Annotated in this window: 15 protein-coding genes; 13 read left to right on the top strand and 2 right to left on the bottom strand. The window is 52.4% G+C overall.

The window, feature by feature from the left end; genetic code table 11:
* Positions 1 to 5: 5 nt before the first annotated feature.
* From aceA to modB, 4 genes are all read left to right on the top strand, one after another.
* Positions 6 to 1,286 carry an isocitrate lyase gene (gene aceA, locus DPV68_RS00830; RefSeq protein WP_114164965.1) on the top strand — a complete coding sequence of 427 codons (1,281 nt, stop codon included), beginning with the start codon at positions 6 to 8 and terminating at the stop codon, positions 1,284 to 1,286.
* A gap of 146 nt (positions 1,287 to 1,432) precedes the next feature.
* On the top strand, positions 1,433 to 2,140 hold the full coding sequence (gene ric, locus DPV68_RS00825; RefSeq protein ID WP_114164964.1) for an iron-sulfur cluster repair di-iron protein: 708 nt from the start codon (positions 1,433 to 1,435) through the stop codon (positions 2,138 to 2,140).
* A gap of 107 nt (positions 2,141 to 2,247) precedes the next feature.
* Positions 2,248 to 2,979 carry a molybdate ABC transporter substrate-binding protein gene (gene modA, locus DPV68_RS00820; RefSeq protein ID WP_114164963.1) on the top strand — a complete coding sequence of 244 codons (732 nt, stop codon included), beginning with the start codon at positions 2,248 to 2,250 and terminating at the stop codon, positions 2,977 to 2,979.
* Positions 2,976 to 3,617 (top strand): molybdate ABC transporter permease subunit, encoded by a 642-nt coding sequence (gene modB, locus DPV68_RS00815; RefSeq protein ID WP_114164962.1) that lies wholly within the window; start codon positions 2,976 to 2,978, stop codon positions 3,615 to 3,617. The genes modA and modB overlap by 4 nt, the downstream gene beginning before the upstream one ends.
* Here modB and DPV68_RS00810 read toward each other — a convergent pair.
* The gene (locus DPV68_RS00810; protein ID WP_114164961.1) at positions 3,614 to 3,985 is read right to left on the bottom strand and encodes a DUF3221 domain-containing protein; all 372 of its coding nucleotides are present in this window, start codon (positions 3,983 to 3,985) and stop codon (positions 3,614 to 3,616) included. The genes modB and DPV68_RS00810 overlap by 4 nt on opposite strands.
* 134 nt (positions 3,986 to 4,119) lie before the next feature.
* Here DPV68_RS00810 and DPV68_RS00805 point away from each other — a divergent pair, with 134 nt between their 5' ends.
* From DPV68_RS00805 to DPV68_RS00775, 7 genes are all read left to right on the top strand, one after another.
* Positions 4,120 to 5,247 (top strand): MFS transporter, encoded by a 1,128-nt coding sequence (locus DPV68_RS00805; RefSeq protein WP_114164959.1) that lies wholly within the window; start codon positions 4,120 to 4,122, stop codon positions 5,245 to 5,247.
* Positions 5,228 to 5,515, top strand: coding sequence for a hypothetical protein (locus DPV68_RS00800; protein ID WP_114164958.1), 288 nt, complete (start codon positions 5,228 to 5,230; stop codon positions 5,513 to 5,515). The genes DPV68_RS00805 and DPV68_RS00800 overlap by 20 nt, the downstream gene beginning before the upstream one ends.
* Complete coding sequence (locus DPV68_RS00795) at positions 5,508 to 7,754, top strand: molybdopterin oxidoreductase family protein (protein WP_114164956.1); 2,247 nt, start codon at positions 5,508 to 5,510, stop codon at positions 7,752 to 7,754. Before DPV68_RS00800 ends, DPV68_RS00795 begins: the two co-directional genes overlap by 8 nt.
* Positions 7,751 to 8,293: a 4Fe-4S dicluster domain-containing protein gene (locus DPV68_RS00790; RefSeq protein ID WP_015880388.1), complete on the top strand. Its 543-nt coding sequence runs from the start codon at positions 7,751 to 7,753 to the stop codon at positions 8,291 to 8,293. The genes DPV68_RS00795 and DPV68_RS00790 overlap by 4 nt, the downstream gene beginning before the upstream one ends.
* A gap of 20 nt (positions 8,294 to 8,313) precedes the next feature.
* Positions 8,314 to 8,820 carry a QcrA and Rieske domain-containing protein gene (locus DPV68_RS00785; RefSeq protein WP_114164955.1) on the top strand — a complete coding sequence of 169 codons (507 nt, stop codon included), beginning with the start codon at positions 8,314 to 8,316 and terminating at the stop codon, positions 8,818 to 8,820.
* On the top strand, positions 8,810 to 9,013 hold the full coding sequence (locus DPV68_RS00780; protein WP_114164953.1) for a hypothetical protein: 204 nt from the start codon (positions 8,810 to 8,812) through the stop codon (positions 9,011 to 9,013). Before DPV68_RS00785 ends, DPV68_RS00780 begins: the two co-directional genes overlap by 11 nt.
* 110 nt (positions 9,014 to 9,123) lie before the next feature.
* Positions 9,124 to 9,816: a Crp/Fnr family transcriptional regulator gene (locus DPV68_RS00775; protein ID WP_114164952.1), complete on the top strand. Its 693-nt coding sequence runs from the start codon at positions 9,124 to 9,126 to the stop codon at positions 9,814 to 9,816.
* Here DPV68_RS00775 and DPV68_RS00770 read toward each other — a convergent pair whose 3' ends face one another.
* The gene (locus tag DPV68_RS00770) at positions 9,817 to 10,329 is read right to left on the bottom strand and encodes a hypothetical protein (protein ID WP_114164950.1); all 513 of its coding nucleotides are present in this window, start codon (positions 10,327 to 10,329) and stop codon (positions 9,817 to 9,819) included.
* 222 nt (positions 10,330 to 10,551) lie between these two features.
* Between DPV68_RS00770 and DPV68_RS00765 the strand changes: the two genes are divergently transcribed.
* On the top strand, positions 10,552 to 11,868 hold the full coding sequence (locus DPV68_RS00765) for an MFS transporter (RefSeq protein WP_114164948.1): 1,317 nt from the start codon (positions 10,552 to 10,554) through the stop codon (positions 11,866 to 11,868).
* A 63-nt stretch (positions 11,869 to 11,931) separates the two neighbouring features.
* Positions 11,932 to 12,939, top strand: a complete 1,008-nt coding sequence (moaA, locus tag DPV68_RS00760) for a GTP 3',8-cyclase MoaA (protein ID WP_114164946.1) — start codon at positions 11,932 to 11,934, stop codon at positions 12,937 to 12,939.
* Position 12,940: the final 1 nt, after the last annotated feature.

The following is a 12,940-nucleotide window of genomic DNA, read 5'->3' as shown; positions in this document are numbered from 1 at the left end:
TGGGTATGAACGAGCAACGCATGCAACTAGAAGGAATGTTACAGTCGGAACGGTTTAACGGGGTTGAACGTCCATATGGGGTTGAAGACGTGATAAGGCTTCGGGGATCAGTGCTAATCGAGCATACGCTCGCGACAAAAGGGGCGGAACGGCTATGGGAGTTACTCCATGAACGAGACTACGTCCACGCGCTCGGCGCATTGACGGGAAATCAGGCCATCCAGCAAGTGAAGGCGGGCCTCGAAGCCATCTATTTGAGCGGATGGCAAGTCGCCGCCGATGCGAACTTGTCGGGGCACATGTACCCGGACCAAAGCCTGTACCCGGCCAACTCGGTGCCGAGCGTCGTCAAACGGATTAACCAGGCGCTTCAACGGGCCGACCAGATTCAGACGGCGGAAAGAAAAGGCGATACGCATTGGTTCGCCCCGATTGTCGCTGACATGGAGGCCGGTTTCGGTGGTGTGCTCAACGTCTTCGAGTTGACGAAAGCGATGATCGAGGCGGGCGCCGCCGGCGTTCACTTAGAAGATCAACTGTCATCGGAGAAGAAGTGCGGACACCTTGGCGGTAAAGTATTGCTCCCGACACAGACAGCCGTGAAAAACTTGATTGCTGCACGTCTCGCGGCAGACGTCATGGGTGTTTCGACGATTATCGTCGCCCGAACCGACGCTCACGCCGCGAACTTGATTACGAGCGATATCGACCCGATCGACCATCCGTTCATCGTCGGCGACCGGACGCCAGAAGGGTTTTATCGGACCGAAGCGGGAATCGATCAGGCGATCGCGCGCGGTCTCGCCTATGCACCGTACGCCGACCTCGTCTGGTGCGAGACGTCCGAGCCTGATTTGGACGAAGCGCGCCAATTCGCGGATGCGATTCATGCGAAGTATCCGGGCAAACTCCTCGCTTACAACTGTTCGCCGTCCTTCAATTGGAAGAAAAAGCTGTCGGATGACGAGATTGCGACGTTCCAACAAGAGATTGGTGCGATGGGATACAAATTCCAATTCGTGACGCTCGCTGGCTTCCACTCGCTCAACTTCGGTATGTTCGAACTCGCACGGGGATACAAAGACCGCGGGATGGCCGCCTACTCGGAACTGCAACAGGCCGAATTCAGTGCTGAACAGCACGGTTATACGGCGACACGTCACCAACGTGAGGTCGGGACCGGGTATTTCGATGAGGTGTCTCTCGTCATCTCGGGAGGCCAGTCGTCAACGACGGCACTTGCCGGTTCGACCGAGGCAGAACAATTTGAAGCGCCGTCCCATTAAGCGTCGCCCCTCCACAAGAGGGGCTTTTTTGTGTCCAAATTCGGAACGTGTGCATCCTGTTCACTTAAATGTGACGTATTTCACATTTTTGCCGTCAAACTCTTGCTACGCTGAACATGTCAAAACGAATATGGAGGTTATGACAGATGACACAGACATTCACGGGCGATACGCACGTTTCTGAAATCGTCAAACAGTGCCCGCAAGCGGCAGATATCTTCAAACGAAACCGAATCGATTTTTGTTGTGGCGGCAACCGGCCACTCGCTGAAGCGACAGACAAATCGAAACGGTCGACGGAAGACATTTTAGAAGAAGTCAATGCACTCTATCAGCGCAAGCAAGAGATGAACGAGAAGAGCATCGATTGGGATGCCGCATCTTCCTCAGAATTGATTGAGCATATCATTTATAAGCATCACCAGTTTTTGACGGATGAATTGCCACAGCTCACACCATATGTGACAAAAGTGTTCCGGGTCCACGGACAAAACCATCCACACCTCGGGCGCATCCATCAACTGTTCAATCAATTGAAGGTGGAGCTCGAACAACATATCGTCAAAGAAGAGACAGAAGACTTCCCGACGTTGCTTCGTCACGAGACAGCACCGACAGATGAAACGAGACGGGAGCTCGACGACATCTTGGCCTCGCTCGAGTCAGAACATGCAGCAGCTGGAGACATTTTAAAAGAGTTGCGTCACATCACGAACGACTATACGCCGCCTGAAGGTGCGTGTGGAACGTATCGCCTTGTGTATCAACGGTTAGAAGCGCTCGAGTCGGATACGTTCGAACATATTCATCTCGAAAACAATATTTTATTCCCGCGGGCGCGCACGTTCGCTTAAGAAATGGCACACCTCTACTGACGTGGGGGTGTGTTTTTGTGACGTTTGATACAGATGGGGGATGAATCAATCGCTACGATAAAGGAGAAGCAAAGGAGTGATTTATGATGAAACGGGTGAGTGGGGTCATCATCGGGGTGGCGATCGTCTTATTACTAAGTCAAGTTTGGTCGAGTTCAGATTCGGAGGACACCGTGACCATTTTGGCAGCGGCAAGTTTAGGGCCGGCTTTAGAAAAGGTCGAACAACAACTTGAAGCGGAATTCGATGGGGTCGACGTTCGGGTCGTGACGAACGGGAGTGGCGCCTTGCGAGCACAAATCAACCACGGCTCTCCGGCGGATATCTTTTTAGCCGCGAGCATTGATGATGTCGACCGATTACAAATCCCAATTCTAGAGCGGGATGCGTTCTTGCATAACGAGCTGTGGCTCGTGACACCGAAAGGGAAACCGTGCGCGGAGACGTGGGACGACTTGAACGCATGTGCTCGGATCGTCATCGGTGACCCGGTCAATGTCCCGGCCGGTCGCTACGCGAAAGCGGCGCTAGAGGTGGAAGACGTGTGGGAGGAAGTGGAGCCGCGAATCATGTTCGCCCAGAATGTGAGACAAGTGTTGACGCTCATCGAACAAGGCGACGCCAATGCGGGATTCGTCTATAAGACGGAGCTGACGACGGATGTCGAGTCGCTTCAGTCGGTCCCGTTTGAAGCGACGGGTACGATTGCGTATCCGGCGGTCCGGTTGACGCATAACCCATACGTGCGCGATGTTTACGCGCGTTTGTTTGACGATGATATCCAAGCTCACTTTTTAGCGAAAGGATTTTCTAAATGACGCAATCTCCACTTCAACTCACATTCGAAGTCGGGATGATGGCGACGGTGAGTGCCTTCATCCTCGCCTTCGGCGCGGCCTATTTCATGCATCACCGTCAATTCAAAGGAAAGCGGCTGCTCGAGACTGTGTTTTTACTGCCGCTCATCTTGCCGCCGACAGTCATCGGACTATACGCCTTGATCGTGCTTGGGAACAACGGGATTGGAGGACTCTTGCCGATTACGATCTTGTTCACGAAACAGGCGAACGTCATCGCGTCCGCCTTGGCCGCGTTTCCGCTCATCTACCAAACGATTCGGCTCGGCCTCAAACAACTCGATGCGGAATGGTATGAGGCCGGACGCGTGCTCGGCGGGTCAGAGCGTCAACTGTTCACCTACGTGACGATTCCTCTGCTGTTACCCGCGTTGGCGAGCGGTTTCGTTCTCGGCTTTGCCCGGTCGATCGGCGAGTTCGGAATCACGATGATGATTGCTGGAAACATCCCGGGCGAGACGATGACGCTCGCCACTGCGATCTATATGGCGACAATCAATGGCGATATGACCCAGGCACTCGTCTGGAGCGGATGGTTGGTTGGTTTGGCGTTTTTAGTCCTTTGGCTGAGCGAACGTTACGGCAAACGTCAATATTAGTCGATCACAGCGACTTTTTTCACATAAGACCGGTTCGGAGTATTCAAAATACTTGGGCCGGTCTTTTTCCAAATGTGGACGTGGTCCCCGACAGCGATTTGCTCGAACGTGGCTTTCACTTGAAACTTGAACCAGCTTACGTCTTCCGGTTCACTTTGTGCGAACAAGGTGTCAGGAGAGAGCGTGGCCTCTTCTGCGGTAATTCCGCTGATGACGAGTGCGGTGCGGTCAGATTCATTTATTTCAATCACATACCCCTCGACATCTGGTTCGGTCGTCGCTCGATTGGCGAAGACGAAACCGATGGAAAAGACGACGAGCATGGCCGCGATGGTGAGGAATAACATGATTTTAAGCGATGATTTCATAAGGGAACGCCTCCTTCGTTCATTATTTTGTCACGTCTCGAATCGCTTATCTGTGAAAAAAGTAACAGTTAAGTCGAGATGTCATCTTTATGATGAAACTATGAAGTCGCTCGGAAAGAGAAGGGGGAACACATATGTCCGATCGTTATTTTTATTCGACCGCCGCAAAGTGGTCGTTCGTAGGATTCACCGTCTTGGTGCTCTCGACATGGATCGCCTCGGCAGGATTTGAGCACGTAGACATGGCGCTGTTCGGCTACTATATCGCCGCCGTCATTTGCATGATTGGGATGGTCGTCCGCTTGACGTTATTTTTTGCACGGCCGGCCACTTCGCAAGTATTGAAGCGGAGCCTCAAACAAATGAAGGCAGAGAAGAAACGGGCCAGCAAGGCCGTCGCCGCCACGACCGTCAACAACATTGTCTTACAGAAGTTCATCTGGGAACGTGGCTGGTACCGCTGGACCCAACATATGTTGATTGCCTGGGGATGTCTCGGGTCGTTCGCCATCACATTCGGGCTGACGTTCCAATGGATGCGGTTTGATTTGATTGATATCGAGACGTATCAGATTGTCGTCTTTAACATCCCGACCATCAAGATGGCTGCGCACGGGTTGTTCGCGGAGCTCGTCTATAACGGGTTGAACATCACCGCGCTCATGTTGCTCGTCGGCGTGCTCATGGCACTCTATCGCCGGATCAACGACCAGGACGTGAAAGTGACCCAGCGGTTCGAATTTGATATTTTACCGCTCCTCATGTTGCTCATCGTCACTGTCTCGGGGTTGTTGTTGACCGTGTCGTATGTATTCTTCGGAGGCTTCATCCATCACGAGCTCGCCTTGTTCCATCAATTGACCGTCATCATCTTTTTATGTTACTTCCCGTTCGGTAAACTGTTCCACTTGCCGGTCCGACCGATGGCGGCCAGCGTCCCGATGAACTACCGGGAAGTCGAAGCCGATGAGACCCGTGTCTGCGCCGGGTGCGGGACACGTTATGCGACGGATAATCAAGTCGAGGACGTCCAAGCGATTTTGCAAGCACAGACGATCCAGCTCGGGCTCAGTGACGGGACCCAGCTCTCCGATTACTGCCAACCGTGTCGACGTTCGATGCGTGTGAAGATGCAATTGAACTTGATGAACGGACAGTTACCGACACACCCGGTCGATACGAACACCGGCATGTCGATGCCAGGATTCGGCCGACCGAAGGAGACGAAAGGTGAGGCAAAAGATGAGACACCTGTGCGTTAAGTGCGGCGAACCGACCGGCACGCTTGAAGAGATTGAACAAGTGAAACAATTGCTCGAGGGGTCGGACCAACTCGTGAAAGTCGATGCGGCGCACACGGTCCAAGACCTCTGTCACGCCTGTCGTCGTCGGGCCCGGCTCGATTCGGCGCTCGGACGGCCCGGAAGTGACGGGATGCATTATCCGCTTCAAACGATTAACGGCTATCACGTCAGTGGATTTTCAAAACGAAGAGCGGAAACGTTCTATGGAGGGGAAGACGATGAGTGACTTTTTAACGTCGCCAGAAGTACAGAATTTAATCAAACCGGGTGAAAAGTTGATCACGACCCACTGTTGTTACTGTGGCATGCAGTGCGGCATGCATATCCGGGTCGATGAGAAAACCGGGGCCGTCAAAGGCGTTGAACCACGCTACGATTTCCCGGTCAACAAAGGAAAACTTTGTCCGAAAGGCGTCACGGCCTATCAAACGATCGAACATCCGGACCGCATCATGACTCCGCTCATCAAACGGAACGGCAAGTTTGAAAAAGCGACATGGGAAGAAGCGCTCGACGTGATCGAAGCGAACTTTAAACGCATTCAACGAGAGCATGGGAAAGATGCGGTGTCCGTCTTCGGCGGCGTCTCGATGACGAATGAGAAATGTTACCTTGTCGGGAAGTATGCCCGGGTCGCACTCGGCACACGGTTCATCGATTACAACGGTCGCTTCTGCATGTCGTCAGCTGCCGGCGGTTTCTTAAAGACACTCGGGATTGACCGCGGAGCGACGCTTCCGTGGACGGAGTTCGAGCACGTCGACACATTCTTTGTCGCCGGTTCGAATATCGCCGAATGTCATCCGACGACGACGCAACATATATGGAAGGCGAAAGACAAAGGCGCGAAAATCATCGTCGCCGACCCGCGCGAGATTCCGATGGCGCGTGTCGCCGATGTCCATCTCGATTTAAAACCAGGGACGGATGCGGCGCTTGCGATGGGATTGCTCAACTTTTTAGTCGAACACGATTATGTTGATCAAGCGTACGTGGATGAGCGTTGCGATAATTACGAAGAATTAAAAGCGTCGGTCCGAGACTGGACGCTTGAACGAACGAGTGAGGTGACCGGTGTCGCCATCGAAAAACTCGAGAAGGCCGGTCATATTTACGGGAAGAGTCCACGGTCGGTCATGTTGTTCGCCCGTGGCGTCGAGCAACAATCAAAAGGCGTCGATAACGTCTCGCTCTACACGTCGATGGCACTCCTGCGCGGTATGATCGGGAAGTTCGCCTCAGGCGTCGCTACGATGACGGGGCAAGGGAATGGCCAAGGAGGACGGGAACACGGACAAAAAGCAGACCTGTTACCAGGTTATCGGAAGTTAACGGACCCGAAAGCCGTCGAATATGTGAGCGGCGTCTGGGGCATCGATCCTTCCGAGATGCCAAAACCAGGCGTCTCCGCGTTCGAGATGTTCGATGAGATCCAAGCGGGGACGATTCGGGCGATGCACCTCATGTGCTCGAACCCGGCCGTGTCGGCACCGAACCTCCCGTACGTGTGGGACAGTTTCAACAAACTCGATTTCTTCGTCGTCAGTGACTTCTTCATGTCGGAATCTTGTGAGTTCGCGGACGTCGTCTTACCGGCTTGTTCGTGGGCCGAGGACGAAGGAACGACGACAAACCTAGAAGGTCGTGTCATTCGGATCCGGAAAGTGCGCGAACCGCTCGGGGAATCGCTCCCGGACTGGGAAATCATGAAGCGGATCGCTGAGCGGATGGGACGCGGACAGTACTTCCCGTATGAGACGGCGCGTGACATTTGGGAAGAATTCCGTATCGCGACGAAAGGCGGAGCGGCTGACTACTCAGGGATCACATGGGAACGAATCGACGACGAGTATGGTGTCTTTTGGCCATGTCCGTCCGAAGATCATCCCGGCACACCGACGATGTTCAAAGAACGGTTCGGAACGGCGAGCGGAAAAGCGAATTTGCCCGTCGTCACGTATCGGCCAGCCGGTGAATATGCGAATGAAGAATATCCGGTCACGCTCACGACAGGTCGGGTCGTCTTCCATTACTTGTCGGGCAATCAGACGCGCCGTGTCGACTTCTTGAGCACGATGTCAAAACTGCCGTTCGTGGAGATCCATCCGGAGTTGGCATCAAGTTATAGCCTTCAAACGGGCGACAAAGTCGAACTCCGCACACGTCGCGGATCGATGGTCGTCGAAGCACGTTTGACGAAGGCGATTCGAAAAGATACGGTCTTCGTCCCTTATCATTGGGGCAAGGAGCTCGCCATCAATCAATTGACGAACCCGTGTCTCGATCCGATGTCACGCATGCCGGAGTTCAAGGTATGTGCGGTACAAATGAAAAAGTTACCGGCCAACACCCCGTTACACATTAATCCGTTGACGGTCCCGCTCGGATCAAGCGTGCCGTTCATGGCGGACCATGCGATTGCGACGAGCTGTCACGTCATGGATGAGGAGGTTCATACGAAATGAATAAGGTCATGTATTTAGAGTTTGAACGTTGTATCGGCTGTCGGGCCTGTCAGGCAGCTTGCCGCGAATGCGGGGACCACGAGGGTCTCGAGCGCAACTATGTGGATTATATCGATTTCTCGGAGAACCGTCAGACGTTCCCGATGATCTGTATGCAATGTAAAAACCCGGCGTGCGCTCAAGTTTGCCCGGCCAATGCGATTCAAATCACGCCAGAAGGCGTCGTGTTATCAGCTTCCGAAGAAAAATGTATCGGCTGTCGCAACTGTACGTTCGCCTGTCCGTTTGGGATTCCGAAGTTCGACTTTGAGAAGAACAAGATGTACAAGTGTGACATGTGTTACGACCGTTCGAAGCATGATATCGCGCCGATGTGTGCGTCAGTATGTCCGTCGGATGCGATTCGTTTCATCGACCATGATGAGATGATGCAACTTCGTCGTCAACGCGTCCAAATGAACATGATTGAAGGGAAAAAGCCTTCGCAAGACGATAAATGGAATTACGTCCCTGAATTCTTTGGCGTCTATTCCGATTGAGATGGAAAGGAAGATGACTTATGTCAAATGAATCAAAAGACCGGGAACGTCTATCCTCACTCGTTGACAACTTGAGCCGCGCTGATGATGTGAAATTGAACCGCCGGGCGTTCATCAAATCGACGTTTGGCGCAGGCATCGCGCTCGGTCTCGCGACCGTTCCGTTCAATATCGCGGCCTTCGTTCGAAGCGAGCCGAGAACCGACCGTCAGTTCATTACCACGGTTGACGCGCTCGAACGGGGGAAATCACTCGAATTCGAATATCCGGGTACGGAACCATCATTGCTCGTTCATTTAAAGACGGGCGAGTTTGTCGCCTATAACAATAAATGCACCCATCTGCAGTGTCCGGTGTTTTATGTGGAAGAAGAAGATGTCCTTCTCTGTCCGTGCCACCGCGGTTACTTCAGCGTCGACGGTCAACCGCAGTCGGGACCGCCGCAGCGGGAACTCCCTAAAATCTTGCTTGAGATCGAGAACGGGAAAATCTTTGCGGTCGGAAGAGAGATTCACCATGGGGCGTAACGGTTGGAGTTTAATCGGATTGGTCGTCTTGCTCGCGACGAACATGGTGCTCTTGCAATATACGATTGAGAGCTACATGGTATATGACCATGCCTCGATGCGACTGTATATGATCATCGCCGTCATCAATGTCGGATTGATCGGCTTATTATATCGATATTGGAAAAAAATTGAATATCGTACGAAAGAATAGTCCTCCCCTTGAAACGCTTCCAAATGTTGATTGCGTTTCGAGGGGGTTTGTGTTTAGAATGAAGGCAAGCTTTCATATGGCGCAACGTGTTTTAAGGAAGGTCGGTGGAAATGGCTCATTCAAGTAAAGCGATGGTGCTCGAGGAAACAAAAAAATTGGCACATCGAATCATTCATGTCCCAAAAGGTGGTTTTCTGTTTCGAGAACAAGAAGACGCGTCTGAATTTTATATTGTAAAGAGCGGACTCATCCAAATTTCGAAATTGACGGAAAACGGAAAAGAATTGACGTTACGCTGTTTAAGCGCTGAGGCTTGTTGCGGAGAGTTGACGTTGTTCGCAATCGAACCAAAATATTTATTTAATGCGAAAGCGTTAGAAGACAGTGAAATCTATGCGGTGAAAATCGAACGGATTGAAACGATGATTTTGTCATCAAATCCAGAGTTCGTCCGTGAGTTCATGGTCATGATCAATGAACATATGCGAAAGCAGCACACGAAGTTTCGAGACTTGGTGTTGAACGGAAAAAAAGGAGCGCTTTACTCAACGCTCATTCGCATGGCGAACAGCTATGGGGTTGAAGTCGAAGATGGGATTCTCATCGATTTAAAACTGAAAAACCAAGAGCTCGCCAACTATTGCGGGACGTCACGTGAACGTGTGAACCGCATGTTGAACGAGCTCGCACAAGAAGGGGTCCTTTCGCTCCCTTCCCGTCAAATCATTATCCATGATCTCGACCGGTTGAAACTGCTCAATCATTGTGAGGACTGCCCAATCTCGGTCTGTGTCATCGATTGATCACATCACGGCGGCAAGCGATAGCTCGCCTTCAAAATGCTCTAACCCATCGGCCTCGATTGTACAGGCCGATACATAAAATTCGCCATCTTCCACCAACTCGTAAGACCGGAGTACGCCTTCGGCTAGTTTGATTCCGTTGGCGCGGACCTCGACGACGACGCCTTCCATCGAACGGACACGCGCAGCGGATAAGAAGTCGAGCCATCGTTTGAAATGGCGATAGACGGTGACGGTCGTTCCGTCTCCTAAGTAGCCGATGACTGCCTGCGCGTCATCAATCGTCACGTCGTGGTGGCTGTCAATCCGAACGAGCAAGTTATGCAACGCTTCTAGTTCTTCTAGCGGACTTTCAAGTGGGAACGTGATATCGAGCCCGGTCTCAGTGAACGTAGCTTCAGCGATCGCGACGCCGAAAACACGGAACACGTGAGCCCCGTCTTGACTGAAGAAATAAGGTTGTAGCGCCAAGCGAACTTCGGGCGCACAGTGGATTCGAATAAGATGTGACATAATAATCCCTCCTCTATTCCTTATCGTAAGGAAGCGGGGAGGGTTTTTCTGTGTTCAATGTCACAGAAACAAAAGATAGGCGATTTTGTCACAGATTGATGACAGGGTGAGAAAAAAACTTAAGATGCGAAATAAGTGTGAAAGAAGGCACACTTTTTTAAATGGGCGGCCGATAGGATGGGATTAGGGTACGAATTGAAACGTTAAGAGGAGGAATAGACCATGCAACAAGTAGACAAAGGGTCACACGCACTCGCCGAGTGGAAACCAGAGGACGTTGGATTTTGGGAAGGGACGGGAAAACAAGTCGCCAATCGAAACTTACTCGTCTCGGTCCCGGCGCTGACGCTTGCATTCATCGTTTGGCAGATGTGGTCGGTCGCGGCCGTCCAATTGAACTCGATCGGGTTTAGCTTTACGCAAGGCCAGTTGTTCACGTTGGCCGCCCTGCCTGGACTCGTCGGGGCGACGTTGCGCTTTTTCTATACATTCGCAAACAGTATCTTCGGCGGTCGGAACTGGACGATTTTCTCGACATCGATTCTGTTATTGCCGCTCCTTGGCATCGCCTACGCCGTACAAAACGTCAATACGCCGTATTGGGTGTTCATGATTTTGGCCGCGCTTTGCGGGCTTGGCGGCGGAAACTTCTCGTCATCAAACGCCAACATCGGCGCGTTCTATCCGAAAGCGAAAAAAGGGACGGCACTCGGGATTAACGGGGGTGTCGGGAACTTGGGTGTCTCGCTCGTCCAATTGATCACACCGCTCGTCATCACGACAAGTATTTTTGGATTCATCGGCGGGAACGCCCTCGTGACTGAGACTGGGGAAGAGATTTGGTTACAAAATGCTGCACTCCTCTGGGTCGTGCCGACCATCGTGTTGACAGTATGCGCGTACTTGTTCATGGATAACTTACCGACCGCACGTCAATCGCTTCGTGAACAGGCGAGCGTGTTCAAAGACAAACATTTTTGGATTCAAACGTTGCTCTACACGGCGGCGTTCGGTTCTTTCATCGGATATGCCGCAGCGTTCCCGATGATCTTGAAGTTGAAGTTCCCTGAGTCGGACTTGATGGCGCTCGCCTTCCTCGGTGCATTCCTTGGCGCCTCTTCGCGTCCGTTCGGAGGCTGGATCAGTGATAAGATCGGGGCGGCCAAAGTGACATTAATCGTGTTCGGAATCATGGCGCTCGGTACGATCAGTGTCATCATGGCCATCACTAACAGCAACTTGACGATGTTTTTCATCTCCTTCGTCGTCTTGTTCATCGCAACAGGACTCAACTCTGGAGCGACGTTCGCGATGATTCCCCACGTGTTCGTGGCGACGAAGACACCGGCCGTCGTCGGATTCTCGGCAGCGTTTGCCGCTTACGGCGCATTCTTCATTCCGAAGATGTTCGGCTGGTCGCTTGAACTCGTCGGTTCGTTCAACGGTGCGTTGTTCGTCATGCTCGGACTCTATGCAATTTCAATCGTCACTACAATTTATTATTACTTGCGCAGCGGGGCTGAAAAGCCGATTCGCTGACAATCCGAAGTGGGGACTGTGAAGGTCCCTGCTGTCGTTGATAGATAGAAAGGATGAATCAAGATGACCCCATGGACCGATCGACGGAGACGACCGTTGGAAGACTTACGCATCTCAGTCATTGACAAATGCAACTTTCGTTGCCGGTACTGTATGCCGGAAGAAGCGTTTCGCCACCACCAGTTTTTAAAGCGAGATGAGTTGCTATCGTTTGACGAGATTGAGCGCTTCGTTCGCATCATCGCCCCGCATGGCGTCAAAAAAGTGCGCCTAACCGGAGGTGAACCGTTACTTAGACCGAATCTTGATGAATTGATTCGCCGTCTTCGTGCGGTCACGACCATCGAGACGATTGGCTTGACGACGAACGGCGTCTATTTAGAACGGATGGCGAAAGCGTTGAAGCAAGCCGGGCTTGACCGGGTCAACGTCAGTCTAGACGCCTTATCGGCCGAGACGTTCGGGATGATGAACGGACGCGGCACGTCGCCCGAGACGGTGTTACGGGGAATCGATGAGGCGAAACGACAAGGACTCGAAGTGAAAGTGAACATGGTCGTCCGGAAAGGATGGAATGATCATGAAGTCGCTCCGATGGCGGCGTATTTCAAAGAACGGAACATCACGCTCCGTTACATCGAGTTCATGGACGTTGGCACGGCAAACGAGTGGAACGTCGAACACGTCGTGTCGTCTGAATCGATTCTCGACGTGCTGCGCCAACAGAACGGCTTGCTTGAACCTCTCGCGCCCGAAGCGCTCGGCGAGGTCGCGCAACGTTACCGTTACACGGATGGGGCGCAAGTCGGTTTCATCTCTTCGGTCAGCCAACCTTTCTGCGGAACGTGTACGCGAGGGCGTCTATCGAGCGACGGTAAATGGTACACGTGCCTGTTCGCAGAAGACGGTACTGACATTCGTGAACTGCTCCGTAGCGGGGCGAGCGATGAATTAATTGCCATGACATTGAAAATGGTATGGGAAGTACGGGACGACCGCTATTCGGAAGAACGGTCGCGAACGGGGAGCCGAACACGCAATCGGATTGAAATGAGTTATATCGGAGGGTGAA

Source organism: Exiguobacterium sp. TNDT2 (assembly GCF_003331145.1).
GTDB lineage: Bacteria > Bacillota > Bacilli > Exiguobacteriales > Exiguobacteriaceae > Exiguobacterium.
This window is presented reverse-complemented; position numbering and strand designations above follow the sequence as displayed.

What these genes read in the sequence shown, in the direction of transcription:
- aceA (WP_114164965.1), top strand. Translation starts at nt 6, where the DNA reads ATGAACGAGCAACGCATGCAACTAGAAGGAATGTTACAGTCGGAACGG.
- ric (WP_114164964.1), top strand. Translation starts at nt 1,433, where the DNA reads ATGACACAGACATTCACGGGCGATACGCACGTTTCTGAAATCGTCAAA.
- modA (WP_114164963.1), top strand. Translation starts at nt 2,248, where the DNA reads ATGAAACGGGTGAGTGGGGTCATCATCGGGGTGGCGATCGTCTTATTA.
- modB (WP_114164962.1), top strand. Translation starts at nt 2,976, where the DNA reads ATGACGCAATCTCCACTTCAACTCACATTCGAAGTCGGGATGATGGCG.
- DPV68_RS00810 (WP_114164961.1), bottom strand. Translation starts at nt 3,985, where the DNA reads ATGAAATCATCGCTTAAAATCATGTTATTCCTCACCATCGCGGCCATG.
- DPV68_RS00805 (WP_114164959.1), top strand. Translation starts at nt 4,120, where the DNA reads ATGTCCGATCGTTATTTTTATTCGACCGCCGCAAAGTGGTCGTTCGTA.
- DPV68_RS00800 (WP_114164958.1), top strand. Translation starts at nt 5,228, where the DNA reads ATGAGACACCTGTGCGTTAAGTGCGGCGAACCGACCGGCACGCTTGAA.
- DPV68_RS00795 (WP_114164956.1), top strand. Translation starts at nt 5,508, where the DNA reads ATGAGTGACTTTTTAACGTCGCCAGAAGTACAGAATTTAATCAAACCG.
- DPV68_RS00790 (WP_015880388.1), top strand. Translation starts at nt 7,751, where the DNA reads ATGAATAAGGTCATGTATTTAGAGTTTGAACGTTGTATCGGCTGTCGG.
- DPV68_RS00785 (WP_114164955.1), top strand. Translation starts at nt 8,314, where the DNA reads ATGTCAAATGAATCAAAAGACCGGGAACGTCTATCCTCACTCGTTGAC.
- DPV68_RS00780 (WP_114164953.1), top strand. Translation starts at nt 8,810, where the DNA reads ATGGGGCGTAACGGTTGGAGTTTAATCGGATTGGTCGTCTTGCTCGCG.
- DPV68_RS00775 (WP_114164952.1), top strand. Translation starts at nt 9,124, where the DNA reads ATGGCTCATTCAAGTAAAGCGATGGTGCTCGAGGAAACAAAAAAATTG.
- DPV68_RS00770 (WP_114164950.1), bottom strand. Translation starts at nt 10,329, where the DNA reads ATGTCACATCTTATTCGAATCCACTGTGCGCCCGAAGTTCGCTTGGCG.
- DPV68_RS00765 (WP_114164948.1), top strand. Translation starts at nt 10,552, where the DNA reads ATGCAACAAGTAGACAAAGGGTCACACGCACTCGCCGAGTGGAAACCA.
- moaA (WP_114164946.1), top strand. Translation starts at nt 11,932, where the DNA reads ATGACCCCATGGACCGATCGACGGAGACGACCGTTGGAAGACTTACGC.